Origin of the sequence: Kitasatospora sp. NBC_00240 (assembly GCF_026342405.1) — a bacterium.
In the GTDB taxonomy this organism is placed as follows: Bacteria; Actinomycetota; Actinomycetes; order Streptomycetales; family Streptomycetaceae; genus Kitasatospora.
Window position 1 is genome coordinate 6,200,066 of record NZ_JAPEMU010000001.1, and the last position, 21,823, is coordinate 6,221,888.

Annotated in this window: 16 protein-coding genes, 2 tRNA genes and 1 pseudogene; 6 read left to right on the plus strand and 13 right to left on the minus strand. The window is 75.3% G+C overall.

Annotated elements, in window-relative coordinates:
- The first annotated feature begins 102 nt into the window (after window positions 1-102).
- Together pgi and OG689_RS26460 are read left to right on the plus strand one after the other, a co-directional pair.
- Complete coding sequence (gene pgi / locus OG689_RS26455) at window positions 103-1,776, plus strand: glucose-6-phosphate isomerase (RefSeq protein WP_266323368.1); 1,674 nt, start codon at window positions 103-105, stop codon at window positions 1,774-1,776.
- 254 nt (window positions 1,777-2,030) lie between these two features.
- Window positions 2,031-2,420, plus strand: a complete 390-nt coding sequence (locus OG689_RS26460; RefSeq protein ID WP_266323369.1) for a DUF3291 domain-containing protein — start codon at window positions 2,031-2,033, stop codon at window positions 2,418-2,420.
- 83 nt (window positions 2,421-2,503) lie between these two features.
- Here the strand turns inward: OG689_RS26460 and OG689_RS26465 are convergent.
- The 6 genes from OG689_RS26465 to OG689_RS26490 all read right to left on the minus strand — a co-directional run bounded on the left by OG689_RS26465 (window position 2,504) and on the right by OG689_RS26490 (window position 8,515).
- Window positions 2,504-2,577, minus strand: a tRNA-Lys gene (locus tag OG689_RS26465).
- 170 nt (window positions 2,578-2,747) lie between these two features.
- Window positions 2,748-3,398 carry a bifunctional DNA primase/polymerase gene (locus OG689_RS26470; protein ID WP_266323370.1) on the minus strand — a complete coding sequence of 217 codons (651 nt, stop codon included), beginning with the start codon at window positions 3,396-3,398 and terminating at the stop codon, window positions 2,748-2,750.
- A gap of 241 nt (window positions 3,399-3,639) precedes the next feature.
- Window positions 3,640-4,050 carry a hypothetical protein gene (locus OG689_RS26475; RefSeq protein ID WP_266323371.1) on the minus strand — a complete coding sequence of 137 codons (411 nt, stop codon included), beginning with the start codon at window positions 4,048-4,050 and terminating at the stop codon, window positions 3,640-3,642.
- Window positions 4,051-4,266: 216 nt separating this feature from the next.
- Window positions 4,267-5,580, minus strand: coding sequence for an AAA family ATPase (locus tag OG689_RS26480; RefSeq protein WP_266327447.1), 1,314 nt, complete (start codon window positions 5,578-5,580; stop codon window positions 4,267-4,269).
- Window positions 5,581-5,642: 62 nt separating this feature from the next.
- Complete coding sequence (locus OG689_RS26485) at window positions 5,643-7,325, minus strand: hypothetical protein (protein WP_266323372.1); 1,683 nt, start codon at window positions 7,323-7,325, stop codon at window positions 5,643-5,645.
- Entirely contained in the window at window positions 7,322-8,515 is a 1,194-nt protein-coding gene (locus tag OG689_RS26490) for a hypothetical protein (RefSeq protein ID WP_266323373.1), read from the minus strand. The genes OG689_RS26485 and OG689_RS26490 overlap by 4 nt, the downstream gene beginning before the upstream one ends.
- 233 nt (window positions 8,516-8,748) lie before the next feature.
- Between OG689_RS26490 and OG689_RS26495 the strand changes: the two genes are divergently transcribed.
- Window positions 8,749-9,399: a histidine phosphatase family protein gene (locus OG689_RS26495; RefSeq protein ID WP_266323374.1), complete on the plus strand. Its 651-nt coding sequence runs from the start codon at window positions 8,749-8,751 to the stop codon at window positions 9,397-9,399.
- A 93-nt stretch (window positions 9,400-9,492) separates the two neighbouring features.
- Here the strand turns inward: OG689_RS26495 and OG689_RS26500 are convergent, their stop codons facing one another.
- Complete coding sequence (locus tag OG689_RS26500; RefSeq protein WP_266323375.1) at window positions 9,493-10,941, minus strand: tetratricopeptide repeat protein; 1,449 nt, start codon at window positions 10,939-10,941, stop codon at window positions 9,493-9,495.
- Window positions 10,942-11,553: 612 nt separating this feature from the next.
- Here OG689_RS26500 and OG689_RS26505 point away from each other — a divergent pair.
- Together OG689_RS26505 and OG689_RS26510 are read left to right on the plus strand one after the other, a co-directional pair.
- On the plus strand, window positions 11,554-12,045 hold the full coding sequence (locus OG689_RS26505) for a hypothetical protein (RefSeq protein WP_266323376.1): 492 nt from the start codon (window positions 11,554-11,556) through the stop codon (window positions 12,043-12,045).
- 240 nt (window positions 12,046-12,285) lie between these two features.
- On the plus strand, window positions 12,286-13,221 hold the full coding sequence (locus OG689_RS26510) for a fused MFS/spermidine synthase (protein WP_266323377.1): 936 nt from the start codon (window positions 12,286-12,288) through the stop codon (window positions 13,219-13,221).
- Window positions 13,222-13,297: 76 nt separating this feature from the next.
- Here the strand turns inward: OG689_RS26510 and OG689_RS26515 are convergent, their stop codons facing one another.
- Together OG689_RS26515 and OG689_RS26520 are read right to left on the minus strand one after the other, a co-directional pair.
- Window positions 13,298-14,239: a hypothetical protein gene (locus tag OG689_RS26515; protein WP_266323378.1), complete on the minus strand. Its 942-nt coding sequence runs from the start codon at window positions 14,237-14,239 to the stop codon at window positions 13,298-13,300.
- 112 nt (window positions 14,240-14,351) lie between these two features.
- The gene (locus tag OG689_RS26520; RefSeq protein WP_266323379.1) at window positions 14,352-15,812 is read right to left on the minus strand and encodes a GH1 family beta-glucosidase; all 1,461 of its coding nucleotides are present in this window, start codon (window positions 15,810-15,812) and stop codon (window positions 14,352-14,354) included.
- A 502-nt stretch (window positions 15,813-16,314) separates the two neighbouring features.
- On the opposite strand from OG689_RS26520, the gene OG689_RS26525 reads away from it, so the two are divergent.
- Window positions 16,315-17,382, plus strand: coding sequence for a LacI family DNA-binding transcriptional regulator (locus tag OG689_RS26525; protein ID WP_079197576.1), 1,068 nt, complete (start codon window positions 16,315-16,317; stop codon window positions 17,380-17,382).
- A 363-nt stretch (window positions 17,383-17,745) separates the two neighbouring features.
- Here OG689_RS26525 and OG689_RS26530 read toward each other — a convergent pair whose 3' ends face one another.
- From OG689_RS26530 to OG689_RS26545, 4 genes and pseudogenes are all read right to left on the minus strand, one after another.
- Complete coding sequence (locus tag OG689_RS26530; protein ID WP_266323380.1) at window positions 17,746-18,192, minus strand: DUF4442 domain-containing protein; 447 nt, start codon at window positions 18,190-18,192, stop codon at window positions 17,746-17,748.
- 289 nt (window positions 18,193-18,481) lie between these two features.
- Window positions 18,482-18,557, minus strand: a tRNA-His gene (locus tag OG689_RS26535).
- 121 nt (window positions 18,558-18,678) lie between these two features.
- The gene (orn, locus tag OG689_RS26540) at window positions 18,679-19,281 is read right to left on the minus strand and encodes an oligoribonuclease (RefSeq protein WP_266323381.1); all 603 of its coding nucleotides are present in this window, start codon (window positions 19,279-19,281) and stop codon (window positions 18,679-18,681) included.
- Between the two features lie 1,010 nt (window positions 19,282-20,291).
- Window positions 20,292-21,290, minus strand: a pseudogene (locus tag OG689_RS26545) (helix-turn-helix domain-containing protein); the annotation flags it as partial.
- Between the last annotated feature and the right edge of the window lie 533 nt (window positions 21,291-21,823).

Sequence of the window (21,823 nt, forward strand, 5' to 3'; positions counted from 1 at the left end):
TCAACGGAGTCGGCGCACCACTCGTACCGCCGGACCTCGCGCAACCACCCTCCCGCTGGGCTCTGCCGGTATCTGCACCCAGATCAATCGAGGAGCATTCCGATGTCGGAACTGGACGCCCGCCCGGGGGCCAACGGCCGCACCCCGCTGGACCGCACCCCCGAGTGGGCCGCGCTCGGCAAGCACCGGTCGGAGCTCGGCGAGCTGCACCTGCGCGAACTCTTCGCCGCCGACCCCGAGCGGGGCCGCCGCTACACCCTGCAGGTCGGCGACCTGCATGTCGACTACGCCAAGCACCTGGTGACGGACCGCACGCTCGTCCTGCTGCGCGCCCTCGCCGAGGCCACCGACGTGGCCGGCCTGCGCGACGCGATGTTCCGCGGCGAGAAGATCAACACCACCGAGGACCGCGCCGTCCTGCACACCGCGCTGCGCGCCCCGCGCGACGCCGTGATCGAGGTGAACGGCGAGAACGTGGTGCCCGCCGTGCACGCCGTCCTCGACCAGATGGGCGTCTTCGCCGAGAAGGTCCGCTCCGGCGAGTGGACCGGCCACACCGGCAAGCGGATCCGCACCGTCGTCAACATCGGCATCGGCGGCTCCGACCTCGGCCCGGCGATGGCCTACGAGGTGCTGCGCTCCTACACCGCCCGCGACCTGGACGTCCGCTTCGTCTCCAACGTGGACGGCGCCGACCTGCACGAGGCGGTCCGCGACCTGGACGCCGCCGAGACGCTGTTCATCGTCGCCTCCAAGACCTTCACCACCATCGAGACCATCACCAACGCCACCTCGGCCCGGGACTGGCTGCTCACCGAGCTGCGGGCCGGCACCGAAGCGGTGGCCAAGCACTTCGTCGCGCTCTCCACCAACGCCGAGGGCGTGGCGGACTTCGGCATCGACGTGGCCAACATGTTCGAGTTCTGGGACTGGGTCGGCGGCCGCTACTCCTACGACTCCGCGATCGGCCTCTCGCTGATGATCGCGATCGGCCCGGAGCAGTTCCGCGAGATGCTGGACGGCTTCCACCTGGTCGACGAGCACTTCCGGACCGCCCCACCGGAGCAGAACGTCCCGCTGCTGATGGGCCTGCTCGGGGTCTGGTACGGCGCGTTCTTCGACGCGCAGGCGCACGCGGTGCTGCCCTACTCGCACTACCTGTCGAAGTTCACCGCCTACCTGCAGCAGCTGGACATGGAGTCCAACGGCAAGTCGGTGGACCGGGACGGCAACCCCGTCGGCTGGCAGACCGGCCCGGTGGTCTGGGGCACCCCCGGCACCAACGGCCAGCACGCCTACTACCAGCTGCTGCACCAGGGCACCAAGGTCATCCCGGCCGACTTCATCGGCTTCGCCGAGCCGGTCGCCGACCTGCTGCCCGGCCTGGTCGCCCAGCACGACCTGCTGCTCGCCAACTTCTTCGCGCAGACCCAGGCGCTCGCCTTCGGCAAGACCCCGGAGGAGGTCGCCGCCGAGGGCGTGCCGGCCGAACTGGTGCCGCACAAGACCTTCAAGGGCAACCACCCGACCACCACCGTGCTGGCCGGCGCGCTGACGCCGTCGGTGCTCGGGCAGCTGGTCGCGCTGTACGAGCACAAGGTGTTCGTCCAGGGCGCGATCTGGAACATCGACTCCTTCGACCAGTGGGGCGTCGAGCTGGGCAAGGTGCTCGCCAAGCGGATCGAGCCGGTGCTGCTCACCGGCGAGGGCACCGACTCGCTGGACAGCTCCACCGCCGAGCTGGTCGCGCGCTACCGCGCGCTGCGCGGCCGCTGACCCGGACGGTCGCGAGGAGGGCCCCCGCTTCGGCGGGGGCCCTTTCGCGTCCCCGGGGCCGGGGGTCTTCGGCCTCCGGAGCCGCGTTCACGGGCGGGAGGGGCCGGGGCTGAAAGGAGCCGGGGCCGCAGGGGCGCCAGGGGCGGAAAGGGTCGGCTGGGGGAGCAGCGCCGAAGAAGTATGGATACCGGATAGCATCAGTGTCTATTATGGAGACAGGTTCCGGCCCTCGCCGGTGAAAGGCTGTGATGACCGTGCCCACCCTTCCCTGGGTCACCCCGAACCCGCCCAGGCCCGGTACGCAGGTGCTGGTGATGGCCTCCCGCCTGGAGGTCCGCACCCTGCGCGACGTCCCGCGGTTCTTCCTGAAGGCGATGTCCGCCTGGCGGCAGGTGCGCCGGGCCCCCGGCGCCGTCGGGGCCTCGCTGGTCGCCGAGCCGCTGCGGAGGACTTTCTGGACCCTCTCGGCCTGGGAGGACCGCGGCACCCTGAACGCCTACGTCCGGGCCGAACCGCACTACTCGATCATGACTTCACTGCGGCCGGTCATGAAGGACTCGTCCTTCGTCTTCTGGGAGGGGCCGGCCGAGGAGCTGCCGATCAGCTGGGCCGAGGCCAGGCGCCGTCTCGCGGAGCAGGCCTGACGGCCCGGCGGGAACTCCTCCGGAGGGAACGCCGGAAACGCAGAGGGGCCCTTCGCTCTCGCGAAGGGCCCCTCTGCCGTCTGTGCGCCGCCAGGGACTCGAACCCCGGACCCGCTGATTAAGAGTCAGCTGCTCTAACCAACTGAGCTAGCGGCGCCTGCTGACAGGGAAGACTGTAGCAGCGGGCCCGGGCCGCGCCAAAATCGATAAACCGGCCGACTCGATCGGTAGGCAGGGGCTGCCCCGGGCGTCGGGCCGGGCCTCGGGTTGTGGGCCTCGGGCCGGGCATCGGGCCGATCAGCCGGGACGGGGTGCCGGGCTCGGAGGTCAGGCCGACGGGATCGGCTGCAGGTGGGCGCCGGGCCGCCGGTCGGCCTGCCGGGGCTCGCGCTGCGGCTGCCGCGCCGGTGGCCGGCCCCCGGCCGGGCCCGCCGTCCCGGCACGGGGCGCCGGCCCGCCGGCTCCGGGCCCCTGCGACACCCGGACGCAGGCCCGGAGCAGGACGGCGGCGCCGGGCAGCCACGGCTCCCTGGTGTCCGGTGCGACGATCCACCGGCCCGCCCCCAGCCCGGGGGAGTCGGGGGTGTTCACCATCCGCTGCACGGGCGGCACGGTCACCGCGTCGCCCTGCCCGTGGCAGAGCAGCGGCGGCACGTCCCCGGCCCATTCCTCCCAGGCCAGCAGGCTGCTCAGGCGCGGGGCGGCGCCCGGCTGGGCGAACAGCAGGATCCGGCCGCGGTGGCTCGCCACCGGGCCGCAGCCCGGGCCGGAGGTCCACAGTTCGTCCAGCACCTTGCGGCCGAACAGTGACGGCATGCTGATCACGTCGAAGGCCCGGCCGCAGGGCAGGACCGAGGGCGCCCAGGGGCGCGACTGCCACAGGGCGCGCATGCTGCGCGGGTACTCGCTGGCGGAGGCCAGCCAGGCCTCTCCGGCGACGGTGACGTACTCCACCGATTCATACGTCCAGATGTCCACGGGGAGCAGCCTGCGGCGTCGCGAGCGTGACGGGGAGGGAAAGCGGAGTTTGCCGGACAGCGTGCGCCGGGGCGGCGTACCCTGCCCTGCGCATATGCCACAGATGATCGAATTCCGCTCCACCGTTCGGTCGGGCGTGTGCGATCGGCGGTGTGACCTGCGGCGTGGCGCCGGGCCGGCGACTGCTCTCCGGCCGGCGACTCTTTGCCGGCCCGCCGGGCGGGCCGGCGGGCCGGACGTCTCAGTCGCCCTGGCGCTGCGGACGCAGCAGGCCGCGCCCGTACTCGACCATCTTCTCCGCGTAGTCCGGCGTCCAGTCCGCGCGGGCCGCTATCTCCACGAAGGAGAGCGCGTCGAACCGGCGGGTGTCGGCCAGCTGGGCGGCGGCCACGGCCTGGAAGTCGGTGGCCCGCTCGGCGGCGGCCCGGAACGCCAGGGCCAGCTCGGTGGAGCGGCGCAGCAGTTCCGCCGGGTCCTCGATCGACTCCAGGTCGAAGAATCGCTCCGGCTCCGGCTCGCCGGCCGGCGGCTCGAACAGCAGCTGGGCCGGGCGCAGCCGCCGGGCGGGCTGTTCGGCCGGTCCGGGCCGGTCCGGGCCGGCCGGCGCGGGGGAGCCGCTCTGGTCGGACGGCCTCGGGTGGGAGTCGGGCATGGGTGGACACCTCCGGGAGGGTGGGGCGGTGGGCGCCGGCGGCCGCCGGGGCCGACGGCCGGGCCCGGCCGTCGTCCATTGTCGCAAGGCGGCAGCCGGTAACGGAACGGTGCGATCACAGGCGCTATTCCCGCGCCGCGCGCCGGGGTGGTGCCTCGACCGCCCCGACCGCCCCGATCGCTCCTCCCGACCTGCCTGGCCGGCGCGGCGCCGGGATCAGCGCAGCGCCACCCGGTGGTCGGCCAGGTGGGCGAGGACGGCGTGGTGCGCCTCCCAGCCGTCCGGGAACTTCACCGTCACCCCCAGTTGCACGGGTTCGGTCGCCGGATGCTCGTCCAGCAGTTCGGCGATCCCCGCCCGGGCGACCACGATGCAGGCATGTCGGTGCCGGGAGGCCAGCACGCACAGCCGGCCCGTCTCCAGGTGGAAGGCGGTCGCGTCGGGCCGGCCGGAGAGCGGGTGCAGCACCACCGTGACGTCGTACTCGCGCCCCTGCAGCCGGTTGGCGGTGTCGACCGTGACGGCCGGCCCGGCCGTCGGGTCGACCCGCACCCCCAGCCCGACCAGCGCGGCCCGGACGGCGGCGGCCTGGTCCCGGTGGGCCGTACCGACCGCGATCCGGTCGGCGGTCAGCGGTGTCGAGCCCTGCTCGGAGTGCGCCGTCAGGCCGCGGTCCAGCAGTCGGCGCACGGTGGCCGCGACCACCGCCACCGCCTGCGGGTCCGTCCGGACGGTGTGCCGGGCGGGCAGCTCCAGCAGGGCCCAGCCGCGCTCTGCGGCCTCGTCGACGGCCGCGTCCAGCGCGGAGCCGTCCGACCGGACGGCGGCGGTCAGGGTGCGGTCGCCCGGCCCGGTACCCGCACGGAACGGCGTGTACGGGTAGAAGGCGGCCGACACCAGGGGAGCGGCACTGGCCGGCAGCCGCCAGGAGACCGGCAGCCGGTGCGGCTCGATCTGCGGGTTGTGCGCGAGCAGCGTCACCACCGCGCTGTTCGACGGGTCGTACGACAGCCCGGCCCACTGGTCGGTGCCGACCACCGAGAACGGGTCGAGCTGGCCCGGATCCCCCACGAAGAGGCCGCGCTCGAACAACCGGGCCACGGCCAGCAGCGCGTCCGAGCGCATCTGGTAGGCCTCGTCGACGATCGCGTGCCGCCACGGCGCCTCGGTCTTCACCCACTGCCACTTGGCCGAGGTCGAGATCACCACGTCCTGCTCGGCGAGGTCGGCCACCTTGGTGGCGGCGGTGACGTTGCCGTGTCGCAGCGCCTCGGCGGCGGGCCGCCCGTCGGAGGCGTGCAGGCGGCCGATGGTGATGTCCGGAGCCTTCGTGGCCAGCCGGTCGACCAGGTCGTCGACCTGGTTGTTGGTCTGCGCGACGATCATCAGCCGTTCGCCGGCGCCGACCAGCTCCCGGGCGGCCCGCACCACCAGGGTGGACTTGCCCGCGCCCGGCGGGGAGTCCACCACCACCCCGCGCGGGGCGCCCATGGCGGGGCGGACGGTCGCGTCGAGGATCCGGGCCACCACCGCGTCGGCGGCGGCGCCCGGGGACTGCTCGTGCTCGGGGGACGGCGCGGTCACGGGGCTGGTCACTCCCATTCCTCGGAGGCGGCGGACGCCGGGGGCGCGGCGGACGGCAGGGGCGCGGCGGGCGGCGCGCCCGCGCCGCCGACGGCTCGCGCGTGATCGCCCGAGCCGGGCGGGCCGCCGTGCGTCCACGGGGTGTCGTCCGGCTCGGGCAGCGGCGCGGACTGGCGGGCCGTCAGCTCGAAGAGGGTGAACGTCACCCGCTCGCCCGGCTCGGGGAGGCTGCCCGGCTCCGGCTCCTTCTTGCGCCCCATGCCCGACATCAGCCGCAGGGTGATCGTCCCGGCCTGTTGGTCCACCGCGGCGATCACCGCCTTCTGCGGCGTGGCGGTGTGGGTGCGGTGCGCCTCGCGCCCGAGGTCGGCGTGCGGGCGGTCGGCCGTCCGCACGGTCACCAGCGGCCGCGGTTTGGGCGTGCGCCCCGAGGTGTCGTGGTCCGGCACCACCTCCACCACCTCGCCGGTGAACGCCTCCCCGGCCAGCCTGCGCTCGGCCATCGCCAGCGGGTCGTCCAGCGCCTCCTGGACCTCCACCCGGACCTGCTCCCGCTCGCGCTGGGCGAGCTTGCGGGCAGCCGTGACGGCGTCGTCCTGGCGGGGCTGCGGCGGCTCGCCGGCCGCCAGCCTGTCCCGGTGACCGGTGTACGACCAGCGGTCGCCCTCCCAGCGCTCCGCCAGGTGCGCGGCGGGCGGCAGCGTGCGCAGCAGGTCCAGCCCGTGCCAGACGTCGCGCCAGGTGGGCAGCAGGACGCCCGCCAGCGCGTCGGTGAGCGCCCCGACCGCCTGCTCGACGTACCGCTGGGCCCGCCCGTGCTCCTGCGGCCCGGCGTCCCGCAGGGCGGTGACCGCGGCGTCGTAGCGGCCGATCGCCGGGGCGAGGACCAGTTCGTCGAAGCGCGGGTCGGTGGCCGGGCCGGCGGGCGGGTGCAGCAGTTGGCCGCGGCTGTCGCGGGCCGTCTCGGCCAGCTCGGCGGCGGCCGCGCCGGTCGGCCCGCCCGGACGGTCGCCCGGCATCTCGCCCCGGAGGGCGTCCGGCCGCGGGTGCCAGGCGAGCCTGGCCGCCAGGTGCTGGTCCTCCAACTGGCTCTGGCCGGTCGCCCAGTGCCGGGCCAGCAGGCCCGTCATCGGCAGCAGCAGGCTGGAGCCCGGCACCTGGGCCCGGTCGGTGAGGTGCGTCAGCCAGCGGCCCAGCAGCGGGACCCGGGCCGGCGCCGGGTACGGCCCCGGGTCTGCGTCCTCCGCCGTGCGGCGGAACCGGGTGGAGCGCCCGAGCAGCGCGAGGTGCTGCACCCCCGCGCTGTTGGGCACGATCACCTGCGGCGCGTCCGCGCAGAGCTCCCGGAAAACCTGGCTCTTCTCGCCGGTCTCCGGATCCTTCTCGGACCCTTCGACCTGCTCCACGTCCGCGCCGAAGGACTCCAGGTACGGCAGCAGGTCGGCGGCGAACCCGGCCAGGAAGTCGAAGCGCAGCGTGCGGTTCAGCGGCTGCGCGACGATGTGCAGCCGCGGCGCCAGCCGGTCGGTGCCGAGCATCACCGCCAGCGGCGCGCCCGACTCGCCGGCGGCGGTCAGCGGCACCACCACCATCGGCCGGTCCGAGAGGTGCCGGTGCCGCACCGTGGCCAGCGGCTCCGCCCGCCCGCTGCGGACCGACTCCAGCCGGGCGAGCGTCCCGAGCAGGCTCATCCGGCGCACCCGCCCAGCGCCTCGGCGCGCAGCGCCGCCGCGTACGACAGCCGGGCGGCCGCCTCGGCCGACTCCGGATCGCCGGCCGGCGCGGCCGGACCGGCCGCCGCCAGGGCCCCGGCGACGGTGCGGATGCTGCCCAGCTCGCCCCGGACGCCCCGGCCGAGCTGCTCGACCCGGTCGTCGCAGCGGGCCTGCGCCCGGCAGTGGAGCCCCAGCTCGCAGGAGGAGAGGCACTCGGGGCCGTAAGCGGCGGGGACGCTCCCGACCGCGTCGGCCAGCTCGGCCGCCGGCCGGGTGGGCAGGCCGGCCTGATCGGGAGCCAGGTCGAAGCTGGTGCCGGGCGGCAGCGTGTCCAGGAGTTCGTCGACGGCGGTCATCCGGGCCAGCTGGCGGCGCGTCGTGGCAAGCTCGCGGCGGATGTCGACGGCGACGGCGGTCGGCCGGTTGCTGAAGTCCTGGGGACAGACCAGCAGCACGCTCAGCTCCGGACTGCCCGGCAGCGACTGCACCGCGTACGGGCCCGGCGCCACCGCGGCCCCGGCCAGCGCGGCCGCGGCCTCCTGCAGCGCCAGCACGTACACCGCCGCCTGCCGGGCCGCCGCGCCGACCTTGGCCGGGTCGGCGGTGCCGTCCAGCACCGGGAAGGACTTGATCTCCACCACCGTGCACCGCCCGCCGTGCACCACCACCGCGTCCGGCTCCAGGTAGGCCGGGGAGCCGGCCACCGTCAGCCGCAGCAGCGGATGGTCCAGCAGCGTCCAGGCCGCGGTGTCGGCGGCCGCCTCGGCGAGCGCGGCCGCCGTGCGCTCGGCCCGGACCGCCGGACCGGATCGGCGCAGCAGGTCCGGCACGGCGAGCGGAGCCGCGCCGTCGGTGGGCAGCCCGAGGTGGCGCCGCAGCGGCTCCAGCAGCACCGCGTAGTCGTCCGCCTTCAGCCGGGACTCGAAGATGGTGCCGCGCGCGATCGCGAACGGTGACTGGCCGAACGGCGCGGGGCGGCCCAACTGCTGGGCGACGGCGCCCTTGTCGACCCCGGCGGCGTCGAGCACGGCGCGGCGGCGGCACCCGGGGTTGGCGGCGAGCGCGGCGAGGGCACGGGCGTTCAGGCTGCGCTGCGGCGCCGGGCCGCGCAGCTCGGCGAGGCGCTGCGCGAGCGGCTCGGGGTGCCCGATGTGCGAGACGTTCATGGTGCGGCCCAGTGTTGCATCCAGGTCCGACAATCGGGTGCGGACGGTGGCCGCGGCGTACCGCCGGGGTGGTGCCGGGGGAGGGACCGGCACCCGCGGCACGGGCCCCGCGGGCCCGGCCGGGGCGGGCGACGGGCCAGGCCGAGAGAGCCGGGGCGGGATGGGGGATCATGGAGACCGGTGCTCGATGGTGAGACCGGCCGCTGTCACCACCCGCTGCGAGGAGTTCCCCCATGCCCGCCCGAATCGTGCTCGTCCGGCACGGCGAGACCGCGTGGTCGGCCACCGGCCGCCACACCGGCCGCACCGACATCCCGCTCACGGACGAGGGCCGGGCGATGGCCCGCGCCCTCGGCGCACGGCTGGCCGAGGCCCCGTGGAACGGTCTGCCGGACGCCCTCGTCTACACCAGCCCGCTGAGTCGCGCCAAGGAGACCGGAACGCTGGCCGGCTTCGGCGACCGCGCCGTCGACCGCCCCGAACTGCTGGAATGGGACTACGGCAGCTACGAGGGCCGGACCGGCCCCGACATCCGGGAGACCGACCACCCCGGCTGGCTGATCTGGCGCGACGGCGTGCCCGGCGGCGAGAAGCTCTCCGACGTCGCGGCCCGGGTGGACGCCTTCATCGCGGAGCTCAACACCCACCACGGCGTGCCCCACCCGGAAACCACCACCATGCACTGCGCCGACCGCGACGTCGTGCTGTTCGCGCACGGCCACCTGCTGCGCATCCTCACGGCTCGCTGGCTCGGCCTGCCCCCCGAGTTCGCACAGCGCTTCAAACTGGGCACGGCCGCGCTCTCGGTGCTCTCCTGGGAGTACGGACTGCCCGCCGTGGAGGTCTGGAACGACGTCAGCCACCTCGAAGGCCTCGGGCACTGACCCGCCGGGACCCGCCGCGCCCGGCGGGTCCCCCTTCTTCCCGTTCGGGCCGCCGCTTCCTCCCGTTCGGCCGCCGCGCCCGGGCCGGGCCGGTCAGGAGGCGTCGGCGCGGTCGTGCGCCGCGAGGAACGCGCCGACCTCGGGCACCGCGGAGTGCCCGCGCAGCCGGGCGGCCGTGCCCGCGAGCATCGCGGTGATCCGGGCCGAACGGACTCCGCCGAGCAGGGTCACCGCGGCGGACCCGTGGTCGCCCGCCCCGGCCAGATCGCCCCGGCCCAGCCGGTCGTGGGCCAGTTCCGCGGTGTACAGGGCCCGGTTGCGGACGAAATGCGGCTCCTGGAGCGCCACGGCCCGCCCGGCCCGCTCGCCGGCGCGGTCCCACTCGCCCAGGGCGGACCAGCACTGCGCCTCCAGGCCGGCGATCTCCGCCTCCCCGTAGAAGGACATCCACTCCGGATCGGCCTCCGACTCGCCCCGGTCGAAGAGGGTGTACGCGCGGCCGAGGGCGCGTTCGCAGGCCGCCCGGTCCTGCATCAGCGCCCAGCCGCCGGCCTCGCGCATCGCGAGCAGCGAGAGCAGCCGGTCCGAGTCCAGCTGCCGGGCGGCGCTCTGCCCGGCCTGGGCCGCCCGCAGGGCCTCGCGGGGCCGGCCGGCGTCCCGGGCCAGGAAGGCGCTGTTGCAGAAGACATGGGCCTCCAGCGCGCTGTCGTCGGCCATCCGGGCGGTGGCCAGGGCCTCGGCGTAGAAGGACCGCGCCTCCGCGAGCCGGTTGGAGTCGTGGGCCAGCCAGCCGACCGAGATGGCCAGCTCGCCGGCCCCGGCCTGCAGCCGGCGCTCGGTGGCCGTGCTGTACTCGCCGTCGTTCAGCAGCACGTACGCGGTGCGCAGGGACTGCCCGGCCCGCTCGAAGAGCGTCTCGGCGCCGTGCACGTCGTCCAGCAGCCGGATGTCGCGCACGGCCTGCTCGACCTGCTGCAGCTCGGCGGCGCCGACCCGGCGGGGTGGAGGCGGGACGGGCCCGGCCTGCCGGGGCAGCTGCCAGGTGGGGGCCGCGGCCGGATCCGGCCGGTCAAGGCCGATCACGGTCGCCAGGGCGGTCGGGCCGCCGCTCAGGAACGTACGGCGACGCACGTCGTCGTTCTCCTCGTCCAGATGGTGCGAATCGTCGGGCCACCAGGGCACCACCGGTGCCGGCGCCCGGTCGGCGAGGTCAGCGTAGCCGTCGTCAACTCTCGTGCCGCGCGCGGCCGTTCCGTTCGCCCGGCGGCGGACGGTGCGGCGCGGCGCGAAGCCGAGATCCTGCAGGCCGCGGTCCGGCCACATGTGGCGGAAGACGCGCTCGTAGGCGTAGTTGGGGCAGCGGATCTCGCCGGCCTCGACCCGTCCGACGTAGCGCGCGTCGCAGGACACGTGCTCGCCGATCTCCCGGGCGGCCCGGCGTACGGCGGTGGCGAACTCACCGGGGGAGAGCGCGCCGCGCAGCTCGCGCATCGCACGGTTGGGCGAGGGGAGGTCCGGCGCGGCCGGTGTGGTGGCTGCCATGCTGCACTCCGTGGTCGTGCGTGGCCGTACTCGTCGGTGTCGGTGCCCGGCGTGGTCGCCCGGCTGGTGGTCCGTCTTCGGTGGTGGGTGGGGGGTTGTCGGGAAGTGCTGGGGCGGGGGCTGGGGCGGGGGCTGGGCGGGGGTTGGTGGCGGCTCGGTGAGGGTCGCGCCGGCGACCGAGCACCGGTGGGGGCCGGCGGGTCGGAGGTGACCGGTACTGACGGTGCCCGGGGCCGACGGGGCCGGACGGGGCTGCGGGGGCGGGGGTTGCCGCGGGTTGCGGGTGGGCCCCGGTGGGCCCCGGTGGGCCCGGCGGTCTGCCGGGGCGCTGCGAAGACAGTACCGGGAGTCACCACTCGAGCACGGCCGGTTCTCGGATGATGTGCTGTCAATTCATCGCATATCGGGCACTGTTGCCGAGTTCTGCCATGAAATGCCATGGCTTGCTGTAAGCCGCCCCGTGGCCTGGAGCGCCCTCGTCGCGTTGTCCTGATACGCGGAAGCCGGGCCGACGCCCGACCCGCCGCCGGCTCGTCCCCGAGCCGGCCGCGGCCCCCACCCCCGCCGGGCGTCGAGGCTTCCGATCTGGACGAGGTGACAGGAGGGCCCGAGATGGCCACCGGAGTACCGCAGTACCACCGCCTGGCCGCCCAAGGAGTCCTGCCGGGCGTGGCCCCGGCCCTGGTGCCCGAGACCACCGACGGCCGCTCCTCCTGGGCGGGCGGCGGCCCGCTGCCCACCCGCCGGCCGCGGGCCGAGCAGCCGGTCGCCGCGGCCGGGTACGACACCGTCACCGTCTCGATGCGGCACGGCCTGGAGGCGGTGGACATCCTGCGGCTGCGGCGGGCCTGCGGCGCGGTGCTGCAGAGCGTCACCGGGACGACCGTCTCCTTCCTGGTGCCCGCCGGGACGGTGAGCGGCTGGCACCTGCCGGGCAGCTCGTGTTCGGCCGGCGCGGTGGTTCTGCCGGCGACCGACCCGCGCTGGGTGATGCCGCCGGCCGGGGCCGGTGCCGCCGCCCGGCCCACCGACCCCTGGGTCCTGCGCTCCGCGCTCTGCGAGGCCGCCTGCACGCTGACCGCGGGCGGCCTCGGCCCGTTCTGAACCCGCGAGCGCCCGCCGGACCGGGTCCCGTTCCGTCCCGTCCCGTTCCACCTCGTCCCACCCCACCCCGTCCCACCCCGTCCCGTCCGGACCGGACCGGACCGGTCCCACGGTGCCGCTCCCGCCGTGCCGTCCCGGGCCGCCGGTCGGTCCGCCCCGTCCCGCCGCCGCCCACGTGCCCTCCGGCCGGTCCGTCCTCGGGCCGCCTGACCTGCGGACGCTCCCGGACCGGCGGCGATAATGGCCCGCATGGGACGAAGCAGCAGGGCCGGCAAGAGCTCCGAACGGGGCCGTGGGGCGGCGGACGCCAGCGCGGCGACCGACCAGGGCGGCCGGACCCACGCCCAGGGCCCGCTGGCCCGGCCGGTCGACTCCGGGCTCGCCGAACTCGTTCCGGACCGGGACCGCGCGCAGGCCTGGTCCCTGCTGATCGACGGCGCGCCGCAGTCCATGGTCGACCTCGCCGACCCGGCCCACCTGGGCTTCGAGTACCAGCGCCGGTTGGGCCACCTGATCGACCTGGTGGCCCCGGCGGGCCGGCCGCTCACCGTGCTGCACCTCGGCGGCGGCGCCCTCACCCTCGCCCGTTACGTCGCGGCGACCCGCCCCCGTTCCCGCCAGCAGGTCGCCGAGATCGACACGGCGCTCACCGAACTCGTCCGGGCCGAACTGCCCCTGGAGCGCGGCTGGCAGGTGAAGGTGCGGGGCGCCGACGCCCGCGCCGTCCTGGAACGCACCCCGGAGGCCGCGGTGGACCTGGTGATCGCCGACGTCTTCTCCGGCGCCCGGGTGCCCGCCCACTGCGCGACCGTCGAGTTCGTCACGCTGGCCGCCCGGGCGCTGGCGCCGGGCGGCTGGTACGCCGCGAACATCGCCGACGGCTCGGCCCTGTCCTTCGCCCGCGCCCAGGTCGCCACCCTGGGCGCCGTCTTCCCGGAGACCTGCCTGGTCGCGGACCCGGCGGTGCTGCGTGGCAAGCGCTTCGGCAACCTGATCCTGGCCGGCGCCCACACCCCGCTGCCGGTCGCCGACCTGACCCGCAAGGTCGCCGGCGACGCGGCGATCGGCCGGGTCGAGCACGGCCGGGGCCTGACCGACTTCACCGCGGGCGCCGCCCCGGCCACCGACGCCACCGGCGGGCCCTCGCCGGAACCCCCGCCGGGAGTGTTCCGCTAGCCGGGACCGCCGAGGAACCCGACCCCGGGGTCCGCCGGTGCGCGGCGGACGTGCCCGGCCCGGTCTGCGCCGGTGGTCAGTGCCCCTTGGGCAGGCCGCGGTGCTTGTACATCGCCGCGCCGGTGAGCAACAGCCCGGCCGTGATCGGCACCAGGACGGCGGCGCTGGTCCCGGCCGTCCCGACGCCGACCGGGCTGCCCGCCGTGGCGTCCGGGCCGGGGCCCACCCCGGGGCGGGGCAGGGCCTGTGCGGGCGGCGGACCGCCGCCGGGCTGCTGGGCGGCGAGGGGCATCCGGTCCGCGGCGGCCTCGACCTCGACGGCGGCGGGGGCACCGGGTCGGACGGCCGGCGCCTGCGCTTCGGCCGGAGCCGCGGACTCGGCGGCCGGAGCGGTGTCGGGCTCCGCCGGCTCGGCGGGGGCGTCCCGGGAGGCGCGCGGTTCGTCCTCCTCACGGGGCTCCGGCGGAGCGGCGTGCAGCAGGACGGCCGCGATCGCGAAGGCGTCCGGGACGGCCTTGCCCTGGCCGGGCAACGGCAGGTCGCCGGCCCGGATCCGTTCCTGGAGCAGGCGACCGACCGGGGCGGCCGGATCGTCCAGCGCGGGCACGGTCCCGGTCAGCTGCCCGACCAGGTCACCGGACCGGTCGTCGCCGGAGCGGCCGTCACCGGACCGGTCGGCGAACGCGTCCGCCCCGGCCCCCTGCACCGGTGCGGAACGGGACGGCGGGGAGGCGTCCTGGTCGGCGGTCCGGTCCGGTGCCCGCTGCGGACGGCGCTGCGCCGGGAGCGGTACGGAGTCCGGCCCGGCCGCCCGGTGGGCGCCGGCGGGCGCCGGACCCGGGGTGACGGTGGTGGCCTGGGCGCAGCCCGCGCCGAGGCCGACGCCCCAGAGCTGGACGAGCAGCGCCCCGCCCGCCGCGACGGCGCGGGGGCGGGGCAGCCACCCACGTCCGGGGCGGCCGCCGTCGCGACAGGCGGTGGCCGGGGCCTGGGGGTGGGTGGGGTGTTTGGCTCGCACGTGAGGGCCCAACGAGCGGGTGGGGTGTCAGGTCACGCAGGCCGTCACGGACAGTCATCGCCATCGTCGAACCGTGGGGTGCCGGCGGACGGTGGCGACGTCCGGCGGCGGGTCAGCCCAGGCCGCCGCGCCGGATCACCTCGGAGTACCAGGTGGCGCTGGCCTTCGGCGTGCGGGCCAGCGTCGCGTAGTCGACGTGCACGGCCCCGAACCGCTTGGCGTAGCCGTAGGCCCACTCGAAGTTGTCCATCAGCGACCACAGGTAGTAGCCGCGGACGTCGGCGCCCGCCTCGATGGCGCGGGCGACCGCGACGAGGTGGTCGTGCAGGTAGGCGATCCGGTCGGCGTCGTGCACGGTGCCGTCCGGGCCCGGCACGTCGTCGAAGGCGGCGCCGTTCTCGGTGATCAGCATCGGCAGGCCGGGGTGCGCCCGGTGGACGTCGAGCAGCAGGTCGGTCAGGCCGGTCGCGTCGATCGGCCAGCCCATCGCGGTGACCTCGCCGGGTGCGAGGTGGAAGGCGACGTCGTCCGCGCCGGGCCACGGGGAGTGGGTGCTGGCGCCGTGGATCTCGCTGCCGGCGGCCGGCTTCGCGTTCTCGGCGGCGGAGACCACCGTCGGGGTGTAGTAGTTGATGCCCAGCAGGTCGATGGGGCGGGAGATCTCCTCCAGGTCGCCGGGTCGGACCAGGGCCTCCCAGTCGACGATCCGGGCGGTGTCGGCGAGCAGGTCGGCCGGGTAGGCGCCGTGCAGCACGGGGCCGGTGAAGATGCGGTTGCCGACGGCGTCGATCCGGCGGGCGGCTTCCGCGTCGGCCGGGTGGTCGCTGAGCGGCCGCACCTGGTGGAGGTTGAGCGAGATCGCGATCTGCGCCCTCGCCGGGAGCGCGGCGCGCAGCGCGCCGACGGCCAGGCCGTGGCCGAGGTTGAGGTGGTGGGCGGCCTTGAGCGCCTCGGCGGGGGAGGTGCGCCCGGGGGCGTGCACGCCGGAGCCGTAGCCGAGGAAGGCGCTGCACCACGGCTCGTTGAGGGTCGTCCAGGTGGTGACGCGGTCGCCGAGGGCCTCGGCGGCGAGGGCGGCGTAGTCGGCGAACCGGGCGGAGGTGTCGCGGACGGTCCAGCCGCCGAGGTCCTCGAGGTGCTGCGGCAGGTCCCAGTGGTAGAGGGTGGCGACCGGTGTGATGCCGTACGAGAGCAGTTCGTCGGTCAGCGCGCGGTAGAAGTCCAGGCCGCGTTCGACGGCGGGGCCCCGGCCGGTGGGCTGGATCCGGGGCCAGGAGAGTGAGAAGCGGTAGGAGGTGAGCCCGAGGTCGGCCATCATCCGGACGTCCTCGCGGAACCGGTGGAAGTGGTCGACCGCGATGTCGCCGGTGTCGCCGTTGGCGGTCCGGCCCGGGGTGTGGCTGAAGACGTCCCAGATGGACGGGGTCCGTCCGCCTTCGGCGGCCGCGCCCTCGATCTGGTACGCGGCGGTGGCGGCGCCCCAGGCGAAGCCCGCCGGGAAGGTGTGGCCCGGCAGGGCGGCCCGGGGCGCCGGGACGACGTCCTGGGTGGTCTGTTCCGATACGGCTGTCATGCGGGAGCGCTCCCATGAGAGATTCGAGAGGACAGTGCGGAAGGTGCTGCGGGCGCTCGGGCGAGGGCACCTGGACCGCCGCCCGGCAGATGCCCAGGAGGCATGCCGTTCACCGCGCCGACAAGGACTGCGCAGTCGGCGCGCTTGGTGCTGTTCCTTGGCGGGATTGCCCACTAGAGTGTGGGAGCGCTCCCATCGTGCATGCCGAAAGGTTCCTTTGTCCCGGGGGCGAGTGTCAAGACACCGGATCGGATCCGCCGTACGGAGCGCGGGGCACCGTCCGGGCCCGGCCCGCCGGCCCGGCCCGGTGGCCCTCCACCCCGGGGCTCCGGAAGGCGACTGCCGCCCGGATGGCCCTTCGGGCGCCGGAACCGGCCACAATGAACAGCACCACAATGAACAGCGGTGGATGAACAGCAGTGCGATCAGCAGTGCAGTCCACCGCACCGACCGGCAACCGGGCGACAGCCCGGCCGAGGATGATCTCTCCACGAGGTGAGCGATGAGCCAGACCGCACAGCGCCCCACCGGGCCGAGCGACTCCGGGGCGAATGCGCGGGGCTCGGCACGCCCGACCCTGGAGGAGGTGGCCGCGCTCGCCGGCGTCGGCCGCGGCACCGTCTCGCGCGTGATCAACGGCTCGCCCCGGGTCAGCGACCGGGCCCGCGAGGCCGTCCAGGCCGCCATCACGGAACTCGGCTACGTCCCCAACCGGGCCGCCCGCACCCTCGTCACATCGAGGACCGACTCCATCGCGCTGATCGTCCCCGAGGCCGAGACCCGGCTCTTCTCCGAGCCCTACTTCTCCGACATCATCAGCGGCGTCGCGGCCGAACTGTCCGAGACCGACATGCAGCTGCTGCTCATCCTGGTCCGCAACCGGCGCGAACGGGATCGACTTTCGGCCTATCTGACGGCCGGCCGGGTCGACGGCGTCCTGCTGGTCGCCGTGCACCAGGACGATCCGCTGCCGGCCCTGCTGGAGAGCCTGGAGATCCCCTCTGTGCTGGCCGGGCGGCGCGGCGACCAGGAACCGCTCAGCTACGTCCACGCGGACAACGCCGGCGGCGCGCGGATGGCGGTCCGGCACCTGCTGCGCCGCGGCTGCGAGCAGGTCGCCACCATCACCGGCCCGCTCGACATGGAGGTCGCCCGGGCCCGGCTCGGCGGCTACCGGACCGCCCTGGAGGAGGCCGGGCGCCCGTACGACGAGGAACTGGTGATGCTCGCCGACTTCACCGAGGAGGGCGGCCGGCTGGCGATGCGTGGACTCCTCGAACGCCGGCCGGACCTGGACGCCGTGTTCTGCGCCTCCGACGTGATGGCGGCCGGCGCGATGCAGGAACTCCGGGCCGCCGGGCGGCGGGTGCCGGACCAGGTGGCGGTGATCGGCTTCGACGACTCGATCGTGGCCCGGCACACCGACCCGCCGATGACCAGCGTGCGCCAGCCGATCGAGGAGATGGGCCGGACCCTGGCACGGGTGCTGCTGGACGAGATCACCGAACGCGGCCGGGCCCGCCGCCAGGTGGTGCTGGCCACCGAGCTGGTGGTGCGGGACTCGGCCTGATCGGCTGCCTGCTGCCCGCGGCCTGCGGGTCGACCGGTGGGGTGCCGGGGTCGGGGTTTCGGGGCCGGGCCGGCCCGTCGCCGGAGCTGCTGAGCCTCGTTCAGGGGGAGGTTCGGCGGCGTGGGCGACGGGCCGGCCGATCGGCTTTCGGCCCATCGGCCCCGGCAGGTGGGGCTGCCGGGGCGTGCGGTGGTGAGGCCTGCGGCTGGGCGTGCGCTTGCCGGCGCCCCGGCTGTGCCAGGGCGTCCGCAGGCGCCGGTCGAGCAGCCGCCCGACCGGCGGGCGGTCTCCGGGGAGGGGGCTTCCGCAGGCGGCGTCCGCGGGTGCGCAAGGCGCCGTACGGGGCCGACCCAGGGCCGACCGTCAGGAGTTGGGGCGCAGCGTCCAGATGACGGTCATGACGCCGGTGACGGCGCCGTCCGCGCGGGTGATCTCGATGGTGACCGGAAATTCCGGGCGCTCGCCCTTGTCCAGCTCGGCCACGATGTCCGCGGCCGGGCGGCCGAGCACGGCGGTGGCGGTGACCGCGCCCATCGCCAGCTTCTTGTACGAGATCTCGGCGCTCACGGCCAGCGGCACGGCGCGCGAGAGCTGGTCGGCGAAGGCACCCAGCACGATGCAGCCGCTGGCCGATTCGGCGAGGGTGAACATTGCGCCGGCGTGCGGGCCGCCGACGTGGTTGTGGTAGTCGGGCTGGTCGGGCAGCCGCAGGACGGCGCGTTCCGGGGTGGTCTCCAGGTATTCGAGCTTCAGGGTGCGCGCCATCGGCACGGTCGAATCGAGCAGCTGGCCGATCGAGGGAGTGGTCATGCGGCCATGTTACTAGTCGGTAGCTTTCGGGGGCAGGGGCGGGCTGCCGAAATCTCCGGCCCGCGCCGACGGTGCGCGTGAGGAGCCCCGCAGAGGTCCGGGAGGCAGGGGAGGATCCGGAGGCAGTTCGGGGGATCTGGAGGCCGGAGGGCAGATCCTGCGACGGAGAAGCCCGTGCGCCTGTGGCCGCGCCGCGATCGGCGACGGCGGGAGTGGGCACCCACTGGGTGCCGGAGCGACAGAAACGCCTGAGGGCCTGATCTCCAGAAGAGATCAGGCCCTCAGGCTCTGGGGTGAGTGACGGGACTTGAACCCGCGGCCACCTGGACCACAACCAGGTGCTCTACCAACTGAGCTACACCCACCATCTGTCCGGGGCGTTCCCGCTCCGACAGGAAGAACTCTACAGGATCCGGGAGGGTGCTCGCGCCAGGGTTTCCGGAGGGCCGAGCCGCCCCCTCGGCCGGCCGCCCTGCACCGCCCGGGTCAGTCGGAGGGCAGCTGGTACTTCGCCGCGATGGCGCGCGCGGTGTCGGTGTCGGGACCGGGCTGCTCGACGAACACCGCCTCGCGGTAGTACCGCAGTTCGGCGATGCTCTCGCGGATGTCCGCCAGTGCCCGGTGGTTGCCGCCCTTCTGCGGGCTGTTGTAGTAGGCCCGGGGGAACCAGCGGCGGGACAACTCCTTGATCGAGGAGACGTCCACGATCCGGTAGTGGAGGTGCCCCTCCAGCGCCGGCATGTCGCGGGCAAGGAAGCCCCGGTCGGTGGCCACCGAGTTCCCGCAGAGCGGGGTCTTGCCGGCCTCCGGCACGTGCTCGCGGATGTACGCCAGTACGAGGGCCTCGGCCTCCGCCAGCGTCAGACCGTTCTCCAGTTCGTCGAGCAGGCCGGAGGAGGTGTGCATGGTGCGCACGACCTCGGGCATGTTCGCCACCGCCTCGGCGGGCGGGCGGATGATGACGTCCACCCCCTCGCCGAGGATGTTCAGCTCGGAGTCGGTCACCAGTGCCGCGACCTCGACCAGTGCGTCCCGGTCGAGGTCCAGCCCCGTCATTTCACAGTCGATCCATACCAAACGGTCATTCACGTCACTCACCCTACGGCGCGATCACGCGCCGCGGGCACCGCAAGGCCCTGATGGGATGTGGAGCCGTCCGCCCCGTCGTCCGCGGGGCGGCCCGGCGAAGGGAGCCGGTCCGTCGCCGGGGCGTGGTTCGAGGCCCCGTTCGAGGCCCGGTGGTCCGTGCCGGTAGGCCCCTCGGCCACGCCGTCGTCCGGCGAGTGCCCGGCCGGGGTGCGGCCCAGGGCGTCGTCCGGTACGTGCCCCGCGGCGGCGTAGCCGGACCCGGTGGGCCCAGGACCGTCCTGGTCGGCACTGGTGTGCTCGGCGGTGCCACGCTCCGGGACGACCCGGTCCACCGGAACCCGGTCCGCCGAAGGCCGCTCGGATCCGCCCCGGCCGGTCATGGCCCGGTCGGCGGCAGCTCGGTCGATGGCATTTCGGTCGACCGGGGACCGCTCGGCAGGGGATCGGTCGGAGGCGCCTCGGGAGGCCCGGTCCGGGTTGCCCCGGTCCGGCCCCGAGCGATCCGCCGGGGACCGGTCCGTGGCGGACCGCTCGCCGGCGACCCGCTCCGCGGGCAGGCGGCCGGTCCGATGGCCCTGCCCCTGGCCGCGCGCGCCCGGCTGCGGCTGGCCGTCCTCGGCCGGGGCGTGCTCCACGGTGCGCGGGGGCCGCGGCGAGCCGGGGCCCGCCTGGGCCGGGACGAGCGCCCGGCCGCTGCTGCGCCCCGCCGCCGACTGGCCGGAGTGGGCCGGGCCGCCGTGGGGCTGGCCGGCGTGGCTCTGGTAGGGCTGACGGGCGTGCTGGCCCTGGTGCGGGACGCCGCCCTGGGCGGGCTGCCCGGACGGGAGTACCGTGCCGTGCCCGGAATGCCCCGGCGTACCCGCCCCGGCGGCATGGCCGGGCCCGGCAGTGCCCGTTCCTGGCACCGTATGGGCCTGGCCGTACGGGCCGACCTGCCCCGGCTGCGGGCCGCCGGACCCGCCGGCGAAGCGCTCGGACGCGCCCGAGGCCTGCCCGGTCCCCTGCGGACCGGGCCGACGGGCCCGGTAGCTCGTCCGGTACGCGGCCGGCGAGACACCCAGCTGACGGCGGAAATGCCCGCGCAGAGCGACCGGCGAACGGAACCCGCAGCGGCGCGCGACATCGTCCACCGACAGTTCCGAGGTCTCCAGCAGGCGTTGGGCCTGCAGCACCCGCTGGGTGATCAGCCACTGCAGCGGGGCGCTACCGGTGAGCGTGCGGAACCGGCGGTCGAAGGTCCGGCGGCTCATGTAGGCGCGGGCGGCCAGCACCTCGACGTCGAACTGCTGGTTGAGGTTCTCCAGTGCCCAGGTCACGACCTCGGCCAGCGGGTCGTTGCCGATCTCTTCAGGTAAAGACTGATCGATGTACTGGGCCTGTCCGCCCCCGCTGCGGCGGCTCGGCACCACCAGGCGGCGGGCCAGCGCGTTGGCCGCCTCGGCGCCGTGGTCGCTGCGGACCACGTGCAGACAGAGGTCGATCCCGGCCGCGGTACCGGCCGACGTGAGCACGTCGCCGTCGTCGACGAAGAGTTCCCGCGGGTCGACGTGGACCCGGGGGTAGCGCTTGGCCAGCGTCGGCGCGTACATCCAGTGGGTGGTGGCGGGGCGCCCGTCGAGCAGCCCGGCGGCGGCGAGGACGAACGCGCCGGTGCACAGGCCGATGATCCGCGCTCCCTCGTGGTGCGCCTTGCGCAGGGCCGCGATGGCCTCCACCGGCGGGGGCTGCGAGATGGAGCGCCAGGCGGGCACGACGATGGTGCCCGCGCGGGCGAGCGCCTCCAGGCCGTACGGGGCGGTAAGGGTCAGTCCGCCGGTGGTGGCCAGCGGGCCGTCCTCCCCGGCGCAGACCAGCAGGCGGTAGCGGGGCACGCCGGCGTCCTGGCGGTCGACGCCGAAGACGGAGAGCGGGATCGAACTCTCGAAGATCGGGGCGCCGCCGAAGATCAGCACGGCCACGGTCTCGCGGCGCCGTCGCCCGGAGAGCTTCCGCGGCGGTGCGGAGGTCAGTGGCCCGGCCGTCGCGGGCCCGGTGGCCGACGGGCCGAGGGGCGTCACGCCGGACGCTCCGCCGAGGACGGCGGAGCCGGCTGCCGAGGTCGCCCCCGGGACGGATACGGTGGCGTGGGAGAGGGCCGGGAAGGACGGGCCCGTGGGACCCGTCGCCGACTGGCCCGCCGTCAGGGCCTGCCCACCGAAGCCGAGCTGGCCCGGCAGGGCCTGGGACGCGCCGAACGAGGAACGGCCGAGCGGAGCCCGGGTGACGGCGCGTCCGGCGGCGTCCAGGGTGGCGGAGGCGCCGGTCGAGGTGTCGGATTCTCTCGACACCTGGTCCGTGAGACCGGCCACGGCCTGGCCGTTGTCAGGACCCGCGTCGCTCCTGCTCACCCTGCTCAAGGCGCTCAAGCCCCCTCGGTGGTGTGGTGTGGTGGTGCGGTACTGCTCGCCAAGATCGAATCTACTGGGTGGACCGTTGCTGTTGTGACAAGTTCACCATCCGACGCTATGTCGACATGGCAATTTGGCGTGAAGCATTCGATCAC

Bases quoted from the DNA above. Each gene is read 5' to 3' on its own strand.
- OG689_RS26475 (WP_266323371.1), bottom strand. From the start codon at position 4,050: ATGCCCGACTCCCACCCGAGGCCGTCCGACCAGAGCGGCTCCCCCGCG.
- OG689_RS26490 (WP_266323373.1), bottom strand. From the start codon at position 8,515: ATGAACGTCTCGCACATCGGGCACCCCGAGCCGCTCGCGCAGCGCCTC.
- pgi (WP_266323368.1), top strand. From the start codon at position 103: ATGTCGGAACTGGACGCCCGCCCGGGGGCCAACGGCCGCACCCCGCTG.
- OG689_RS26500 (WP_266323375.1), bottom strand. From the start codon at position 10,941: ATGGCAGCCACCACACCGGCCGCGCCGGACCTCCCCTCGCCCAACCGT.
- OG689_RS26495 (WP_266323374.1), top strand. From the start codon at position 8,749: ATGCCCGCCCGAATCGTGCTCGTCCGGCACGGCGAGACCGCGTGGTCG.
- OG689_RS26530 (WP_266323380.1), bottom strand. From the start codon at position 18,192: ATGACCACTCCCTCGATCGGCCAGCTGCTCGATTCGACCGTGCCGATG.
- OG689_RS26510 (WP_266323377.1), top strand. From the start codon at position 12,286: ATGGCCCGCATGGGACGAAGCAGCAGGGCCGGCAAGAGCTCCGAACGG.
- OG689_RS26485 (WP_266323372.1), bottom strand. From the start codon at position 7,325: ATGAGCCTGCTCGGGACGCTCGCCCGGCTGGAGTCGGTCCGCAGCGGG.
- OG689_RS26520 (WP_266323379.1), bottom strand. From the start codon at position 15,812: ATGACAGCCGTATCGGAACAGACCACCCAGGACGTCGTCCCGGCGCCC.
- OG689_RS26505 (WP_266323376.1), top strand. From the start codon at position 11,554: ATGGCCACCGGAGTACCGCAGTACCACCGCCTGGCCGCCCAAGGAGTC.
- OG689_RS26525 (WP_079197576.1), top strand. From the start codon at position 16,315: ATGAGCCAGACCGCACAGCGCCCCACCGGGCCGAGCGACTCCGGGGCG.